Source organism: Nonomuraea sp. NPDC049309 (assembly GCF_043196965.1).
Taxonomy (GTDB): Bacteria; Actinomycetota; Actinomycetes; order Streptosporangiales; family Streptosporangiaceae; genus Nonomuraea; species Nonomuraea fastidiosa.
In genome coordinates this window covers 168,102-183,199 of the sequence record NZ_JBICSH010000008.1, presented here as the reverse complement: position 1 = coordinate 183,199, position 15,098 = coordinate 168,102, and the positions used below count along the sequence as shown (strand labels likewise).

11 protein-coding genes and 1 pseudogene are annotated in these 15,098 nt (G+C 70.0%); 4 read left to right on the top strand and 8 right to left on the bottom strand.

What is annotated here, in order from left to right:
* Nucleotides 1–73: 73 nt before the first annotated feature.
* A pseudogene (locus tag ACGFIM_RS36730) lies at nt 74–223 on the bottom strand (hypothetical protein); the annotation flags it as partial.
* Between the two features lie 182 nt (nt 224–405).
* Here ACGFIM_RS36730 and ACGFIM_RS36725 point away from each other — a divergent pair.
* A complete protein-coding gene (locus tag ACGFIM_RS36725) occupies nt 406–1,308 on the top strand; it encodes a peptidylprolyl isomerase (protein ID WP_393210565.1) in 903 nt (300 codons plus the stop codon).
* A gap of 351 nt (nt 1,309–1,659) precedes the next feature.
* Here ACGFIM_RS36725 and aspS read toward each other — a convergent pair whose 3' ends face one another.
* The 3 genes from aspS to ACGFIM_RS36710 are packed head-to-tail and all read right to left on the bottom strand — an operon-like array spanning nt 1,660 to nt 5,388.
* Entirely contained in the window at nt 1,660–3,390 is a 1,731-nt protein-coding gene (gene aspS / locus ACGFIM_RS36720; protein ID WP_393210562.1) for an aspartate--tRNA ligase, read from the bottom strand.
* A 55-nt stretch (nt 3,391–3,445) separates the two neighbouring features.
* Nucleotides 3,446–4,708, bottom strand: coding sequence for a histidine--tRNA ligase (gene hisS, locus ACGFIM_RS36715; protein WP_393210559.1), 1,263 nt, complete (start codon nt 4,706–4,708; stop codon nt 3,446–3,448).
* Complete coding sequence (locus ACGFIM_RS36710) at nt 4,708–5,388, bottom strand: MBL fold metallo-hydrolase (protein WP_393210556.1); 681 nt, start codon at nt 5,386–5,388, stop codon at nt 4,708–4,710. Before ACGFIM_RS36710 ends, hisS begins: the two co-directional genes overlap by 1 nt.
* Before the next feature lie 138 nt (nt 5,389–5,526).
* Here ACGFIM_RS36710 and ACGFIM_RS36705 point away from each other — a divergent pair, with 138 nt between their 5' ends.
* The 3 genes from ACGFIM_RS36705 to ACGFIM_RS36695 all read left to right on the top strand — a co-directional run bounded on the left by ACGFIM_RS36705 (nt 5,527) and on the right by ACGFIM_RS36695 (nt 9,110).
* Nucleotides 5,527–6,393: a peptidylprolyl isomerase gene (locus ACGFIM_RS36705; RefSeq protein ID WP_393210554.1), complete on the top strand. Its 867-nt coding sequence runs from the start codon at nt 5,527–5,529 to the stop codon at nt 6,391–6,393.
* 62 nt (nt 6,394–6,455) lie between these two features.
* Nucleotides 6,456–7,685, top strand: coding sequence for a DUF349 domain-containing protein (locus ACGFIM_RS36700; RefSeq protein WP_393210551.1), 1,230 nt, complete (start codon nt 6,456–6,458; stop codon nt 7,683–7,685).
* 333 nt (nt 7,686–8,018) lie between these two features.
* On the top strand, nt 8,019–9,110 hold the full coding sequence (locus ACGFIM_RS36695) for a cupin domain-containing protein (RefSeq protein ID WP_393210548.1): 1,092 nt from the start codon (nt 8,019–8,021) through the stop codon (nt 9,108–9,110).
* A gap of 25 nt (nt 9,111–9,135) precedes the next feature.
* Here ACGFIM_RS36695 and ACGFIM_RS36690 read toward each other — a convergent pair whose 3' ends face one another.
* From ACGFIM_RS36690 to secD, 4 genes are all read right to left on the bottom strand, one after another.
* On the bottom strand, nt 9,136–11,325 hold the full coding sequence (locus ACGFIM_RS36690) for a RelA/SpoT family protein (RefSeq protein WP_393210545.1): 2,190 nt from the start codon (nt 11,323–11,325) through the stop codon (nt 9,136–9,138).
* 187 nt (nt 11,326–11,512) lie between these two features.
* Nucleotides 11,513–12,031, bottom strand: coding sequence for an adenine phosphoribosyltransferase (locus ACGFIM_RS36685; protein WP_393210542.1), 519 nt, complete (start codon nt 12,029–12,031; stop codon nt 11,513–11,515).
* Nucleotides 12,032–12,244: 213 nt separating this feature from the next.
* Nucleotides 12,245–13,234 (bottom strand): protein translocase subunit SecF, encoded by a 990-nt coding sequence (gene secF, locus ACGFIM_RS36680; RefSeq protein WP_393210539.1) that lies wholly within the window; start codon nt 13,232–13,234, stop codon nt 12,245–12,247.
* Between the two features lies 1 nt (nt 13,235).
* Nucleotides 13,236–15,050, bottom strand: coding sequence for a protein translocase subunit SecD (secD, locus tag ACGFIM_RS36675; protein ID WP_393210536.1), 1,815 nt, complete (start codon nt 15,048–15,050; stop codon nt 13,236–13,238).
* Nucleotides 15,051–15,098: the final 48 nt, after the last annotated feature.

Here is a 15,098-nt window from a genome sequence, read left to right as displayed (position 1 = left end):
CCGTCTCGCCCTCGACGCCCGGCGAAGCCGCGCTGAGGCTCTCACCGCTTCGCCTGGCGGCGAAGACGGCCGCGGGCGCCGCGAGGGCGAGCGGCACGACGGCCCAGGACGTGGCGGCGCGCCAGCACGGCACCACCGCGTACGCGACCGCGAGGACGGCCTGTAGCGGGGTGAGCGCCACCGCTAAGTGGACGATCAGGGGATGGGCCGGGAGGCCGAGGATCTCGTCGAAACATGGCGGCTCTTTGGTCTACCTTTCACCTACGACCGGCTCGGCCCTATGGTTCGGAGTCTCACAGGTCGCTTGCTCCAGCTTTCGCCACTTACGTCCGCCACATATCGAAGGCCGGTAGCATTCGCGAAGTTGTTTGGTCATACCTTGGCAAAGGACGAGAGGACATAGCGGTGAGCGGCGACGACCGCCAGAGCGAAGAGGACCGCCAGAGAGAGCTGGCGCGGGAGCACAAGGAACGGCAGGCGAAGCGCGCCGCCGAGCAGACCGCCAAGGCCAGGCGGAACACCCTCATCGGCGCGGCCGTGGCCGTCGTCGTGGTCGCGGGCGGCATCTTCGCGGCGACGACCTTGGTCAACAACGATCCGGGTGAGGCGACGGCGCAGAGTGACCCGTCCGCCAGCACCGGGGTGCTGCCCGAACCGACTCCGACGCCGACCAGGACCGGCCCGGTGACGTGCGAGTACAAGCGCGACACCTCGGTGCCGCACAAGTTCGTGGGCCTGCCGCCGAAGAGGCCGAGCAAGAAGGTCCTGAAGTTCGAGCAGATGACGATCCAGCTGAACCGCGGCAAGGTCGTCGTGGACCTGATGACGGACGCGGCTCCGTGCGCGATCAACTCGCTGCACTTCCTGTCGCAGAAGAAGTTCTACGACAACATGAAGTGCCACCGCCTGGTCACGCCCGACGTCTCCGGCGTCCACCTGCTGCAGTGCGGTGACCCGCAGGCCAAGGCCGACGGCCAGAACCCGACGGACGGCCAGGGCACCGCGGGCTACATCTACGCCGACGAGAACATCGACATCCCGCTCGGCAAGGGCGTGGTCTTCATGACGCAGCCGGGCGACGCGGCCGGGCTGAACAACAGCCAGTTCGCCATTTCGCTGTCCGACGAGAACATCCAGATCGGCTCGGGCTACTCGGTCGTCGGCATGGTCAGCGAGGGCATGGACGTGCTGCTGGGCCTGGCCAAGGACGGCTCCGACCTGATCATCAACGACGCCGACATCACCGGCGACGGCGGCACCACCGCGCCGCTCAACCCGGTCATCATCAAGCGCATCACCTTCTCGTGATCCGCTTCTCCTGACCCGAGCGCCGGCGCGGCCATCCGCGCCGGCGCTCCTTTTTCGGCACCGGCGCGGCCTTCTGAGAGCGGCGCTCCCTTCGGCGACGGCGCCGCCTTCTGAGACCAGCGCTCCCTTCGGCGACGGCGCCACCTTCTGAGACCGGCGCCACCTTCTGAGACCGGCCCGGCGCCTTGACATCAGCGCGGATCCGGCGCTGCCGCTCGCGGCCAGCGCTGCCCTTGCGACCGGCCCGCTTCTCCAGAGCGCGACGGCCCGGAGCCCCCGCATGGGGCTTCCGGGCCGTCGTCCGTTCCGCGAGGCCTGGGCGCCCCTGACGAGGGACGCCCAGGCCGCCGGTCACGGCTTGGGCGCGGCGTCCACACCCGCCTCCTTGCGCTGCTCCGCCGTGATCGGCGTGGGCGCGCCGGTCAGCGGGTCGAAGCCGGAGGCCGTCTTCGGGAACGCGATGACGTCGCGGATCGACTCGCCGCCCGCGAGCAGCATGCAGATGCGGTCCCAGCCGTAGGCGATGCCGCCGTGCGGGGGCGGGCCGTACTTGAACGCCTCGAGCAGGAAGCCGAACTTGGTCTCCGCCTCCTCCTTGGAGATGCCGAGCACGTCGAAGACGCGCTGCTGCATCTCGGCCCGGTGGATACGGATCGAGCCGCCGCCGATCTCCATGCCGTTGCAGACCATGTCGTAGGCGTAGGCGAGCGCCTCGCCCGGGTGGTCCTGGAAGGTGTCGGCCCACTCCGGCTTCGGCCCGGTGAACGGGTGGTGCACGGCCGTCCAGCCGCCTTCGCCGTCCTCCTCGAACATGGGCGCGTCGACGACCCACAGGAACGACCACTGCGACTCGTCGATGAGGTTGCAGCGCCGGCCGATCTCAAGGCGGGCGGCGCCGAGCAGCTCGCGGGCGTCCTTCTTGGCGCCGGCGGCGAAGAAGATGCAGTCGCCGGGCTGCGCGCCGACCTTGGCGGCCAGGCCGGACAGCTCCTGCTCGGAGAGGTTCTTGGCGACCGGGCCGCCGAGGGTACCGTCCTCCTGGACGAGCACGTAGGCAAGGCCCTTGGCGCCGCGCGAGCGGGCCCACTCCTGCCAGCCGTCGAGCTCCTTGCGGGTCTGGGAGGCCCCGCCCGGCATGACGACGGCGCCGACGTAGTCGGCCTGGAAGACGCGGAAGGAGGTGCCCGCGAAGTAGTCGGTCATCTCGACGAGCTCCTGGCCGAAGCGCAGGTCGGGCTTGTCGGAGCCGAAGCGGGCCATCGCGTCGGCGTACGTCATGCGCGGCAGCGGGTTGGGCAGCTCGTAGCCGACGATCTCCTTCCACAGCCGGCCGATCAGCTTCTCGCCGACCGCGATGACGTCCTCCTGGTCGACGAAGGACATCTCGATGTCGATCTGGGTGAACTCCGGCTGGCGGTCGGCCCGCAGGTCCTCGTCGCGGTAGCACTTGGCGAGCTGGTAGTAGCGCTCGAGGCCGGCCACCTGGAGGAGCTGCTTGAACAGCTGGGGCGACTGCGGCAGGGCGTACCAGTTGCCCGGCTGCAGGCGCACCGGAACCAGGAAGTCGCGCGCGCCCTCGGGCGTGGAGCGGGTCAGGGTGGGCGTCTCGACGTAGACGAAGCCGAGCTCGTGCATCACCTCGTTGGCGAGGTAGGTCGCCTTGGAGCGGATGCGCATCGCGTCGGCCACCTGCTGGCGGCGGATGTCGAGGTAGCGGTACTTCAGCCGCGCCTCCTCCGACACCCCCACGTTGCCCTCGATCGGGAACGGCAGCGGCGCCGACTCGCTCAGCACCTCGACCTTGTCGGCAACGACCTCGATGGCGCCGGTGGGCAGCTCGGGGTTCTCGTTGCCCTCGGGCCGCTTCCTGACCTCGCCGACGACCTGCACGCAGTATTCGGCGCGCAGGTCGTGGGCGTGGTCCTCCTCGCGGAAGACCACCTGCGCCGAGCCGGAGGCGTCGCGCAGATCGATGAAGACGACACCGCCGTGGTCACGGCGGCGCGCCACCCATCCTGCGAGCGTCACCTTCTGCCCGGCGTGCTCCTCGCGGAGCGACCCGGCGGTATGCGTGCGGATCACTGCACTTTCCCTTCATGCGGATGAGTGAGGGGAGGCAGCGGCCCTGGCTCGCCGGTCACTGCACCTTCCCCTTCAAGACGTCGACGACCTTGGCCAGCGGCACCTCGGTCTGCTCGGCGGTGGCCAGGTCCTTCACTTGCACGGCCTCGGCGGCCAGGTCACGCTCGCCCAGGATCAGCGCGAACGCGGCGCCGGAGCGGCCGGCGCCCTTCATCGCGCCCTTGAGTCCCTTGCCGCCGAAGGCCATGTCGGCGCTGAGGCCCGCCGCGCGCAGCTCGTCGATGAGCAGGAACATGCGGCGCCGGGCGTCGTCACCCAGCGGGACACCGTACACCTGCACGCGCTCGTGTGCCGCGTCGTCGCCGAGCAGACCCTCGGCCTCCATGGCGAGGAACGTGCGATCGACGCCGAGCGCCCAGCCGACGCTGGGCAGCGGCGGCCCGCCGAGCATCTCGCTGAGCCCGTCGTAGCGGCCGCCGCCGCCGACGGCCGACTGCGAGCCGAGCCCGCCGTGCACGAACTCGAACGTGGTGCGCGTGTAGTAGTCGAGGCCCCGCACCAGCTTGGGGTCGTCCTCGAAGGCGATGCCGGCCTCGCGCAGCAGGGCGCGCACCTCGTCGTGGTACGCCTTGCACGCCTCGCACAGGTGGTCGACCACCAGCGGCGCGCCGGCGAGCTGTGCCTGCACCTCGGGACGCTTGTCGTCGAGCACCCGCAGCGGGTTGATCTCGATGCGCGCCCGCGTGTCCTCGTCGAGGTCGAGCCCGCGCAGGAAGTCCTGGAGCGCGGCGCGGTAGGCGGGCCGGCAGTTCCTGTCGCCGAGCGTGTTGAGCAGCAGCCGGACGTTCTTCAGCCCGAGCGAGGCGAAGCCGCGGGTGGCGAGGACGATCAGCTCGGCGTCGAGCGCCGGGTCCTCGGCGCCCAGCGCCTCGGCGCCGACCTGCCAGAAGTGGCGGTAGCGGCCCTTTTGGGCGCGCTCGTAGCGGAACTGGCTGCCGGAGTACCACAGCTTCACCGGAAGCTGCCCCGCGTGGAGGTTGTGCTGGAGCACCGCGCGGACGACCGAGGCGGTCCCCTCGGGGCGCAGCGTCAGCGAGCGGCCCGCCTTGTCGGGGAAGGTGTACATCTCCTTGGTGACGATGTCCGTGGACTCGCCTACGCCCCTGGCGAACAGCTGGGTGTCCTCGAAGACCGGCGTCTCGATGTAGCCGTAGCCGGCCAGCCGCAGCGGCGCGGCCAGCGCCTCGCGTACGGCGAGGACCCGCTCGGAGCGGGGTGGCAACCAGTCGAACGTGCCTTTCGGTGCTTGGAAGCTCATCAGATCCCTCGTGTGGGACCGGCGTGCGGCGCTGCTTCCTTCAGGTATGGGTTGGTCGCGCGCTCGCGGCCGATCGTGGTTTGTGGTCCGTGGCCCGGCAGGACGACCGTATCGTCAGGCAGCGGCAGGCACTTGGTAGCCAGGCTGCGCAAAATCGTGGCGTAGTCGCCGCCGGGGAGATCGGTGCGGCCGATGGAGCCGGCGAACAACAGGTCGCCCGAGAACATGATCTGGTCACCGGGCAGCCGGAAGCTCACCGACCCCCTGGTATGGCCCGGCGTGTGGTCGACCACGAGCTCGAGGCCGGCGAGCCGCAGCACGGCGCCGTCGGACAGCTCGCGCACGTCGTCGGGCTCGCTCAGCGTGATGCCGCCGAACAGGTCGGCGCTGGTCGGCGACCAGCCGGCGGCGGGGTCGCTCAGCAGGTGGCGGTCGTCGGGGTGGATCCACGCGGGGACGTCGCGCGCGCCGCAGACGGGGGCCACCGACCAGACGTGGTCGAGGTGACCGTGGGTGAGCAGGACCGCGACGGGCTTGAGCCGGTGCTCGCGCAGCAGCTCCTCGACCCCCTCGGTGGCGTCCTGACCTGGGTCGACGATGACGCACTCCTCACCGGCAGCGGGCGCGACTACGTAACAATTGGTCTGGAAGGCCCCTGCGGGGAAGCCGGCGATGAGCATCTGCCTCAGGTGATCTCGTCGAAAAGCCAATGGGAATGTAACCGAAGGGTACCGGTGCGGGTCGCCGGGCTGCGAATCATCACCCGTTGGCCGATACGATTCGCCCACCTCAGTTGATTGACTACGGGAGGCAAAGCGGTGGCCACGGGCAAGGACCGGCAGAGGCAACTGGCACGCGAGCACTACGAGCGGCAGATGCAGCGCCGCCGGGAGCGTGAGCAGAAGGCCAAGCGCACCGCGATCATCGGCTCCACGGTGGGCGTGGTGGTCGTGGTGGGCGGCATCGTGGCCGCGGTCGCGTTGCTCGGGGGCAACGACCCTGGCACTGAGGCGGCCGCCTCGCCCTCCGCGTCGGCCGGGCAGACGGACCAGGCGTCGGAGAGCACGGGGCCGAAGCCTTATGACGCGGCCACGGGCACGTGTGAGTACGTCAAGGACACCTCCGGTCAGGTCAAGGACGTCGGCATGCCGCCGGCGAAGGTGAAGACCGAGCCGGCCACGAAGAAGATGACGATCAATACCAATTTGGGGAAGATCGAAGTCGAGCTGGACAATGCCAAGGCTCCGTGCACGGTCAACTCGCTGGAGTTCCTGGCGAAGAAGAACTACTACGACGGCAGCAAGTGCCACCGGCTCGGCAACGACCAGTTCCCCATGTTGCAGTGCGGCGACCCGACCGCCAAGGCCGACGGCAAGAGCCAGGACGGATCCGGCGGTCCCGGTTACCGCATGGCCGAGGAGAACCTCGAAGGAGCCGAGTACAAGCGCGGTGTGATGGCGATGGCCAAAACCTCCGCGCCGGGCACCACGGGCAGCCAGTTCTTCCTCGTTTACGGCGACATCGGACTCACCCCGGATTACACCCCTGTGGGTACGATCACCAAGGGTCTCGACATCCTGGACAAGGTGAACAAAGCAGGCGTGATCAACGACGCGGGAGACGGCACGGGAGCACCTAAGCAAACCGTCGAAATCAAAGACGTGACAATCGCCGGCAAGAGCTGACGTAATACAAACTAGGGACGAAGCAGTCCCGAAGGGTCTGATGGATAGTGCGGGAGGACACGGTGAGCACCGACCCGTGGGGCCGGGTAGACGACGACGGCACCGTCTACGTGCGTACGGCTGAGGGAGAACGGGCCGTCGGCTCCTGGCAGGCCGGTGAACCCGAAGAGGCACTGGCCTACTTCCATCGCAAGTACGACGAGCTGGCCGGCCAGGTCCAGCTCCTCGAACAGCGTGTCAGGGGCACCGACCTCGCTCCGGCCCAGGCCGAGGCCAGCATCGCCAAGCTGCGCGAGGCCGTGGCCGACGCCCACGCCGTCGGCGACCTCGATGCCCTGACGGCCAGGCTCGACGGGTTGAGCGAGCTGGTGTCCCAGCGCCGCGAGGAGATCAAGGCGGCCCGCGAGCGCGCACGGGCCGAGGCCAGGGCGGTCAAGGAGCGCATCGTCGCCGAGGCCGAGCGCATCGCCGAGGAGACCACCCACTGGAAGTCGGGTGGCGAGCGGCTGCGCCAGCTCGTCGAGGAGTGGAAGGCCGCCGACCGCATCGACCGGGCCACCGAGGCCGTGCTGTGGAAGCGGCTGTCGGCGGCGCGCACGGCGTTCGCCAAGCGGCGTAAGGCGTACTTCGCGGGGCTCGACGAGCAGCGCGAGCAGGTGCGCGCCGCCAAGGAGCGCATCGTCGCCGAGGCCGAGGCGCTCGCCGACTCCACCGACTGGGGTCCCACGGCGGCCATCTACCGCGACCTGATGCAGCAGTGGAAGAGCGCGGGGCGCGCCTCGCGCGAGGCCGAGGACGAGCTGTGGGCGCGCTTCAAGGCCGCCCAGGACCAGTTCTTCCAGGCCCGCTCCGCGGTGTTCGCCGAACGCGACGCCTCCCTGGCCGCCAACGCGGTGGTCAAGGAGCAGCTGCTCGCCGAGGCCGAGAAGCTCCTGCCCGTCACCGACGCGCGCGCGGCCAGGTCCGCCCTGCGCGGCATCCTGGAGCGCTGGGAGGCCGCCGGCCCCGTGCCGCGCGACCAGCGCGACCGGCTCGAGGGCGGCCTGCGCCGGGTGGACGAGGCCGTGCGCAAGGCCGAGGACGCGGAGTGGAAGCGCTCCAACCCCGAGGCCAGGGCGCGCGCGCAGAGCACCGTCGACCAGCTGCGCACCTCCATCGCGCAGCTGGAGAAGCGCCTGGACAAGGCACAGGCGGCGGGCCGGGTCAAGGACATCAAGGAGACCGAGGAGGCCCTGACCGCACGCCGCTCGTGGCTGGCCGAGGCGGAGCGCACGCTCGCCGAGTTCAGCTGATCCCGGCGCTTGATCCCGGCGCTTGATCCCGGCGGGGTCATCACCGATCTCGCCGGGCCCTGACGGCGTCTCGCCGTGCCTTGACGGTCTCGCCGGGCTGTGTGACGGCATCTAACCGGGCCCTGACGGTCTCGCCAGGCCCTGGCGGCATCTTGCCGGACCCTGACGGCATCTAGCCGGGCCCTGACGGTCTCGCCAGGCCCTGACGGCATCTCGCCCGGCCCGCGCGGGGCAGGCGCCGGACCCGGCAGGGCCTCGACGCCGGTCTTCACGCGGGCCGCCGTCGCCGAATCGGGCGGCGTGCGACGGGGCCCGCGATCTAGGCTGTGCGGCATGGACCCCGTGACCGCCGCGCGCGCCTTCGTCGAGGAGACCTTCCCCGGCGCCCTGTACGCCTTCGTCGGCGGCAGCGTGCTCACCGAGCGCCGCACCAGCACCTCCGACCTGGACATCATCGTGGTGCTCGACGGCCTCGACCGTCCCTACCGCGAGAGCCTGCGCTGGCGCGAGTGGCCGATCGAGCTGTTCGTGCACAGCGAGACCAGCCTGGCGGCCTACATCGAGCGCGACTTCGCGGTGCGCAAGCCGACGCTCGCCCGCATCTGCTCCGAGGGCGCGGTGCTGACCGACAGGACCGGCGGCCGGGCCAGCGACCTGCAGGCGGAGCTGGGCGAGCGGGTCACGGCCGGGCCCGGCGGCCAGCGGGCCGAGCAGTCGGAGCGGGCCCGCTACGTGCTGTCCGACCTGCTCGACGACCTCGCCGGCGCCACCGATCCGGGCGAGCGGGCGTTCATCTCCTGGGAGCTCGTGCAGGCCACGGCGGTCACGGCGCTGGGGCTGGCGGGCAGATGGCAGGGCACCGGCAAGTGGCTGCTGCGCGAGCTGCGCGCCCACGACCCCGAGCTGGCCGGCGAGCTGCTGGAGGTGCACGACGACCCGGAGAGGCTGGCCGCGGTCGCCTCACGTGTGCTCGAGCGGGCCGGAGGACGCCTCTGGGAGGGTTATCGGGCCCAGGGCGACCCGTTCCACCAGACCCTGCGTCACGTGCCCGCAGGAGAGCTCTCGGACGAGACGGCGCAGAGCGCGGGCATGCGCCGGCTCGCCGCCGTCAGCGGCGCCACCACCGGCTCGTCGCGGCTGTGGATGGGGCAGACGCACGTCCCGCCCGCCACCCGCTCGTCCGACCACCACCACGGGGCCTCCGAGACCGGCATCTACGTCGTCTCCGGCACACCGTCGTTCGTGTTCCTGCAGGACGGCAGGGAGCGGCGCATCGACGCGCGGCCGGGCGACTACGTGTTCGTGCCGCCGTACGTTCCGCACCGCGAGGAGAACCCCGACCCCGAGCGGGAGGCCGTGGTGGTGATCGCACGCAGCACGCAGGAGGCCATCGTGGTCGACCTGCCCGGCCTGCACGCCCGCTGACCATCGGCGGGCCGTGATCGGGGCGTCAGTTGCCGGCGCCGCTCACCCGGTAGACGTCGAAGACGCCCTGGATGCTGCGCACCGCCTTGAGCACGTGGCCGAGGTGCTTGGGGTCGCCCATCTCGAAGGTGAACTTGCTGATCGCCACCCGGTCGCGCGAGGTCGTGACCGAGGCGCTGAGGATGTTGACGTGCTGGTCCGACAGCGTACGGGTGACGTCGGACAGCAGCCGGGGCCGGTCGAGCGCCTCGACCTGGATGGCCACCAGGAACACGCTGTCGTCGCTCGGCGACCAGCTCACCTCGACCAGCCGGTCGGGCTGGGCCCGCAGCTGCTGGACGTTGGTGCAGTCGCTGCGGTGGACCGACACGCCGTGGCCACGGGTGACGAAGCCGACGATCTCGTCGCCGGGCACGGGCGTGCAGCACTTCGACAGGCGTACCCAGACGTCGGCGTCGCCCGCCACCACCACGCCGGCGCCGCCACCGCCGCGCGGGCGGCCGCGCAGCCGGGTGGGCAGCGAGGTCTCGGCGATGTCCTCCTCGGCGCTGTCGACACCGCCGATCGAGGCCACCAGCTTCTGCACCACGGCCTGGGCGGCGATGTGGCCCTCCCCCACCGCCGCGTAGAGCGCGGAGACGTCGGGGTAGCGCAGGTCGCGGGCCAGCGCCAGCAGCGCCTCGCCGGACATCAGCCGCTGCAGCGGCAGGCCCTGCTTGCGCATGGCCCGGCCGATGGCCTCCTTGCCCGCCTCGATCGCGGTCTCGCGGCGCTCCTTCGAGAACCACTGCCGGATCTTGTTGCGGGCCCGGCCCGACTTGACGAACTTCAGCCAGTCGCGCGACGGCCCGGCGTCGGGCGACTTCGAGGTGAAGATCTCGACCGTGTCGCCGTTGCCGAGCCGCGACTCCAGCGGCACCAGCCGCCCGTTGACGCGGGCGCCGATGCAGCGGTGGCCCACCTCGGTGTGCACCGCGTACGCGAAGTCGACCGGCGTGGCACCCTCGGGCAGCGCGATGACCTGCCCTTTGGGGGTGAAGACGTAGACCTCGGAGACCGACAGGTCGAAGCGCAGCGACTCCAGGAACTCGCCCGGGTCGGAGGTCTCCTTCTGCCAGTCGAGGAGCTGGCGCAGCCAGGCCATGTCGCTGCCCGGCTTGACCTTGCCCGTGGGCCCGGAGCCGACCTCCTCCTTGTACTTCCAGTGCGCGGCCACGCCGTACTCGGCCCTGTGGTGCATCGCGTGGGTGCGGATCTGCAGCTCCACCGGCTTGCCCTCGGGACCGATCACCGTCGTGTGCAGCGACTGGTACATGTTGAACTTGGGCATCGCGATGTAGTCTTTGAACCGGCCTGGCACCGGGTTCCACCGGGCGTGGATGGTGCCGAGCGCGGCATAGCAGTCGCGTACGGAGTCGACCAGCACGCGGATGCCCACAAGATCGTAGATGTCGTCGAAGGCGACATCGCGGGCGATCATCTTCTGGTAGACCGAGTAGTAGTGCTTCGGCCGGCCCTTGACGACCGCGCGGATCTTCGCCTCGCGCAGGTCGCCGGAGACCTTCTCGATGACCTCCTGCAGGAACAGGTCGCGGCGCGGCGCCCGCTCCGACACCATGCGCGCGATCTCGTCGTAGCGCTTGGGGTAGAGCATGGCGAAGGCCAGGTCTTCGAGCTCCCACTTGATCGTGTTCATGCCCAGTCGATGGGCGAGCGGAGCGAAGATCTCCAGCGTCTCGCGCGACTTCTGGTGGCGCTTGTGCTCGGGGAGGTAGCGCATCGTGCGCATGTTGTGCAGCCGGTCGGCCAGCTTGATCACCAGGACGCGGATGTCGCGCGACATCGCCACGACCATCTTGCGCACGGTCTCGGCCTGCGCGGCGTCGCCGAACTTGACCTTGTCGAGCTTGGTGACGCCGTCGACGAGGGACGCGATCGTGTCGCCGAAGTCGTTGCGCAGCTCGTCGAGGGAGTAGGCGGTGTCCTCGACGGTGTCGTGCAGCAGCGCCGCGCACAGCGTCTCGTCGTCGGTGCCGAGCTCGGCCAGGATCGTCGCGACGGCCAGCGGGTGGGTGATGTAGGGGTCACCCGACTTCCGCTTCTGGTCGCGATGGTGGTAGGCGGCCACATCGTAGGCACGCTCGATCAACCTCAGGTCCGCCTTGGGGTGCGTCGCGCGGACCGTACGGAACAGCGGCTCCAGCACCGGGTTCATCGCCCCACCCCCAAATCGCCTGCGGCGCACCGACGGCACACCGGGCGTCTCCGCGCTGCCGGAGTCGGCTACGTCGGGCGCGACCACATCACGGGGCACACAGACTCCTCACGCAGTGGCTCCTCACGTTCGAGTCCAGATCCCCCCAGTGTATCCAGGTGGCGAACCTGGGCCGCCTCGGGCGGGCTCAGACGGTCACCAGGGCGTGCAACCGCTCTCCCTGGAGGCGCTCGCGTCCCTTGAGGAAGGCCAGCTCCATGAGCACGGCGATGCCGACGACATCGGCTCCGGCCCTCCTCACCAGCTCCACGGTGGCCTTCGCGGTGCCGCCCGTGGCCAGCACGTCGTCGACCACGAGCACCCGGTCGCCGGGCGCGAACGCGTCGCGATGCACCTCGATGACCGCGGAGCCGTACTCCAGATCGTAGGACTCCTCGAGCGTGGCGGCGGGCAGTTTCCCCTTCTTGCGCACCGGGACGAACCCGGCGCCCGCCCGGTAGGCCACCGGGGCCGCCAGGATGAAGCCCCGCGCCTCGATGCCCACGATCTTGTCCACCTGGTGCAGCCCGGCGAGCTCGTCCACCACGGCCGCCATCGCCACCGGGTCGGCGAGCAGCGGAGTGATGTCCTTGAACAGGACCCCCGGCTTGGGGTAGTCCGGCACATCCCTGATCCGGTCGAGGATCATCGTGCGCAGCTCCGTCATGGTCGTCCTTTCTCACCGGGCCGTGTGCCGCGTCCATGATGGTGCATATCGGGCCATGACATGTACCCGGCACCGTCTCAAGCCCGCCGCGGCCCGCGTCACCTGCGGCCGGGCACGCGCGGCGCCCCAGCCCGCCGCGGCCCGCGTCACCTGCGGCCGGACATGCGCAGCGCCCCCGCCCATGAAGGGCGAGGGCGCTCGTGGTCACAACGGCTAGCCCTTGGCTACGGCCGCGCTTTTGCGGCCCTTCTTGCCGCCTCCGGTGGAGGCCAGCCGCCTGGCGATGGCCTGGTACTTCGGCTCGCGCTCCTTCAGCGTCACCAGCAGCGGCGTGGCGACGCACAGCGAGGAGTACGTACCGACGATCATGCCGACGAACAGGGCGAGCGACAGGTCCTTCAGCGTGCCCGCGCCGAGCAGCGTGGTGCCGATGAACAGGATCGCCGCCACCGGCAGGATCGCGACGAGCGAGGTGTTCAGCGACCGGATCAGCGTGTGGTTGAGCGCGTCGTTGGCCGCCATCGAGTACGTCTGCTTCGAGGTGTGGCCCAGCTTGGCCGTGACCTCCTTGATCATGTCGAACACCACGACCGCGTCGTAGAGCGAGTAACCGAGGATGGTCAGGAAGCCCAGCAGGGTCGCCGGGGTGACCTCGAAGCCCGACCAGGCGTAGATGCCGGCCGTGATGATCAGGTCGTGGAAGAGCGCGACGATCGCGGCAAAGGCCATCTTCGGCTCGAACGCCATCGACAGGTACAGGATGATCGCCAGCATGAACACGGCCAGGCCGATCCACGCCTTCTGCGACACCTCACCGCCCCAGGAGGGACCGATGGCCTGGATGCTGACCTGGTCGGTCGGGACGTTGAACTCCTTCGAGATCGCGCTCTGCACCTGCGAGCGCGTGCTCTCCTCCAGGCTCTCGGTGGTCGCCCGCCAGCCGTTCTCGCCGGCCTGCTGGACGATCACCTGGTGTGCGCCCTCCTCCTGGACGGTGGCGCGCACCTGCTCGACGGTGGCCTGCTGAGCCTTGAACGAGAAGATCGTCCCGCCCTTGAACTCCACGCCGAGGTTGAGGCCGTTGATGAGCAGACCGGCCAGCGACACCGCGATCAGCAGACCGGACAGCGTGTACCACAGCTTCCACTTGCCGACGAAGTCGACGTCGATCTCGCCGCGATAGAGGCGACGTCCCAGTCCCATGTCATGCCTCCTGCGGAGTGGTCTTGTGGCCGGTGGAAGGCACCTCGCTCATGCGCTCGGAGTCGAGCCCCGACAGCGGGTGGCCCTTGGCGAAGAACTTCAGCCGCGCCAGCAGGGCGATGAACGGCTTGGTGAACAGGAACACCACCAGGATGTCGATCAGCGTGGTCAGGCCCATCGCGAACGCGAAGCCGGCCACACCGCCCACCGCCAGGAAGTACAGCACGACCGCGGCGATGAACATGACGGCGTCGGCGATCAGGATCGTGCGGCGGGCGCGGACCCAGGCCACCTCGACGGCCGCCCGCAGCGAGCGCCGGCCCTCCTTCATCTCGTCACGGATGCGCTCGAAGTAGACGATGAAGGAGTCGGCGGTGATGCCGATCGAGACCACCAGGCCGATGATGTGCGGCAGCGAGAGCCGGAAGTTCGCGTTGTGGCCGAGCACGACCACCGCGAGGTACGTCAGGATCGTCGCCACCACAAGGCTCAGCACCGCCACGATGCCCAGGCCCCGGTAGTAGAGCATGCAGTAGATGACCACCAGCACCAGGCCGATGAGGCCGGCGATGAGACCGCCCTCGAGCTGGTCCTGGCCGAGCGTCGAGGAGACGGTGTCGACGGAGCTGCGGTTGAACTTCAGCGGCAGCGCGCCGTACTTGAGCTGGTCGGCCAGCGTGGTGGCGCTCACCTGGTCGAAGCCTCCGGTGATCTCCGCCCGGCCGCCCGGGATCGGGCTGATGATGTTGGGGGCGGTGATGACCACGCCGTCGAGCACGACCGCGACCTTGTTGCGCGGCTCGGGCGCGTTGTAGGCGGCGGTGGTGAGCTTGCTCCACTCCCCGGCGCCCTTGCTCTTGAAGTCGAGCTGGACGACCCACTCGGTGGTGCCCTGGCGGACGCCCGCGGAGGCGGTGTCGATGTCGGTGCCGACGACCTTGGCGACGTCGAGGATGTACTTGAAGCTGCCGTCGCTCTCGCAGGCGGCGTACTGCTTGTTGGGGTCGTCCTGCACGCCCTGGCCGCGGTTGGCCGGGTCGGAGCAGTCGAGTTTGTTGAACTGCTCGAGCACCTCCGGGTCGATGCCCGTGGTGTCGATGTCCGGGTTCTGCGTGGCCGGCGTGCTCGCGGTCGGGGAGGCCGACGGGGTGGCCTTGGCGTTGCGGCCCTTGGTGGTCTGAGCGTTGCCCTGGGCCTTGGAGTTCTCGGCCTCGGCGTCGCCGTTGTCCTCCCCACCCGGGTCCTGGGCCTGCTGCCGGGTCTTCTGCCCGTCACCGGACTGTGTGGACGCCCGCGGCGCCTCCGCCGACGGCGCCGCCGTGGGGGAGGTCAGCGCGGACGACAGGGCCTTGCCGGTCGGGGACGCGCTCGGAGTGCCGGCCGACTGCGACGGCCTGGGGGACTGCTTGCCGCTCGGCTGAGCCGAGGGGCTGCCGGACGGGCTGGGCGTCGGCGGGTTGGTGGCCAGGTCGGCGGGCGGCTGCGTGACCTCCATGGCCAGCACCTGGCGGAAGCGCAGCTCCGCGGTCGTCGCGACCAGTTTGATGGCCTCGTCCTGGCCCACGCCCGGGATGGAGATGATGATGTTGTCGCCGGACTTGGCGACCTCGGCGTCGGAGATGCCTGTGCCGTTGACCCGGTCGCGGATGATGTTGACCGCCCGGTCGAGAATCTCGTCGGGCGGCGCCGCGTTGTTCTGGGTCACCGGGGACAAGGTCACCGTCGTGCCGCCCGCTAGGTCGAGCCCCAGCTTGGGCGTGTACGCCTTCTGCAGGAACATCGTCCCGCCCAGGGCGAGGATGAGTGCCAGCAGCACCAGGAGCGTTCGCCCCGGTCGGCTGTGGCGGCTGGTCGGTCGGGCCAC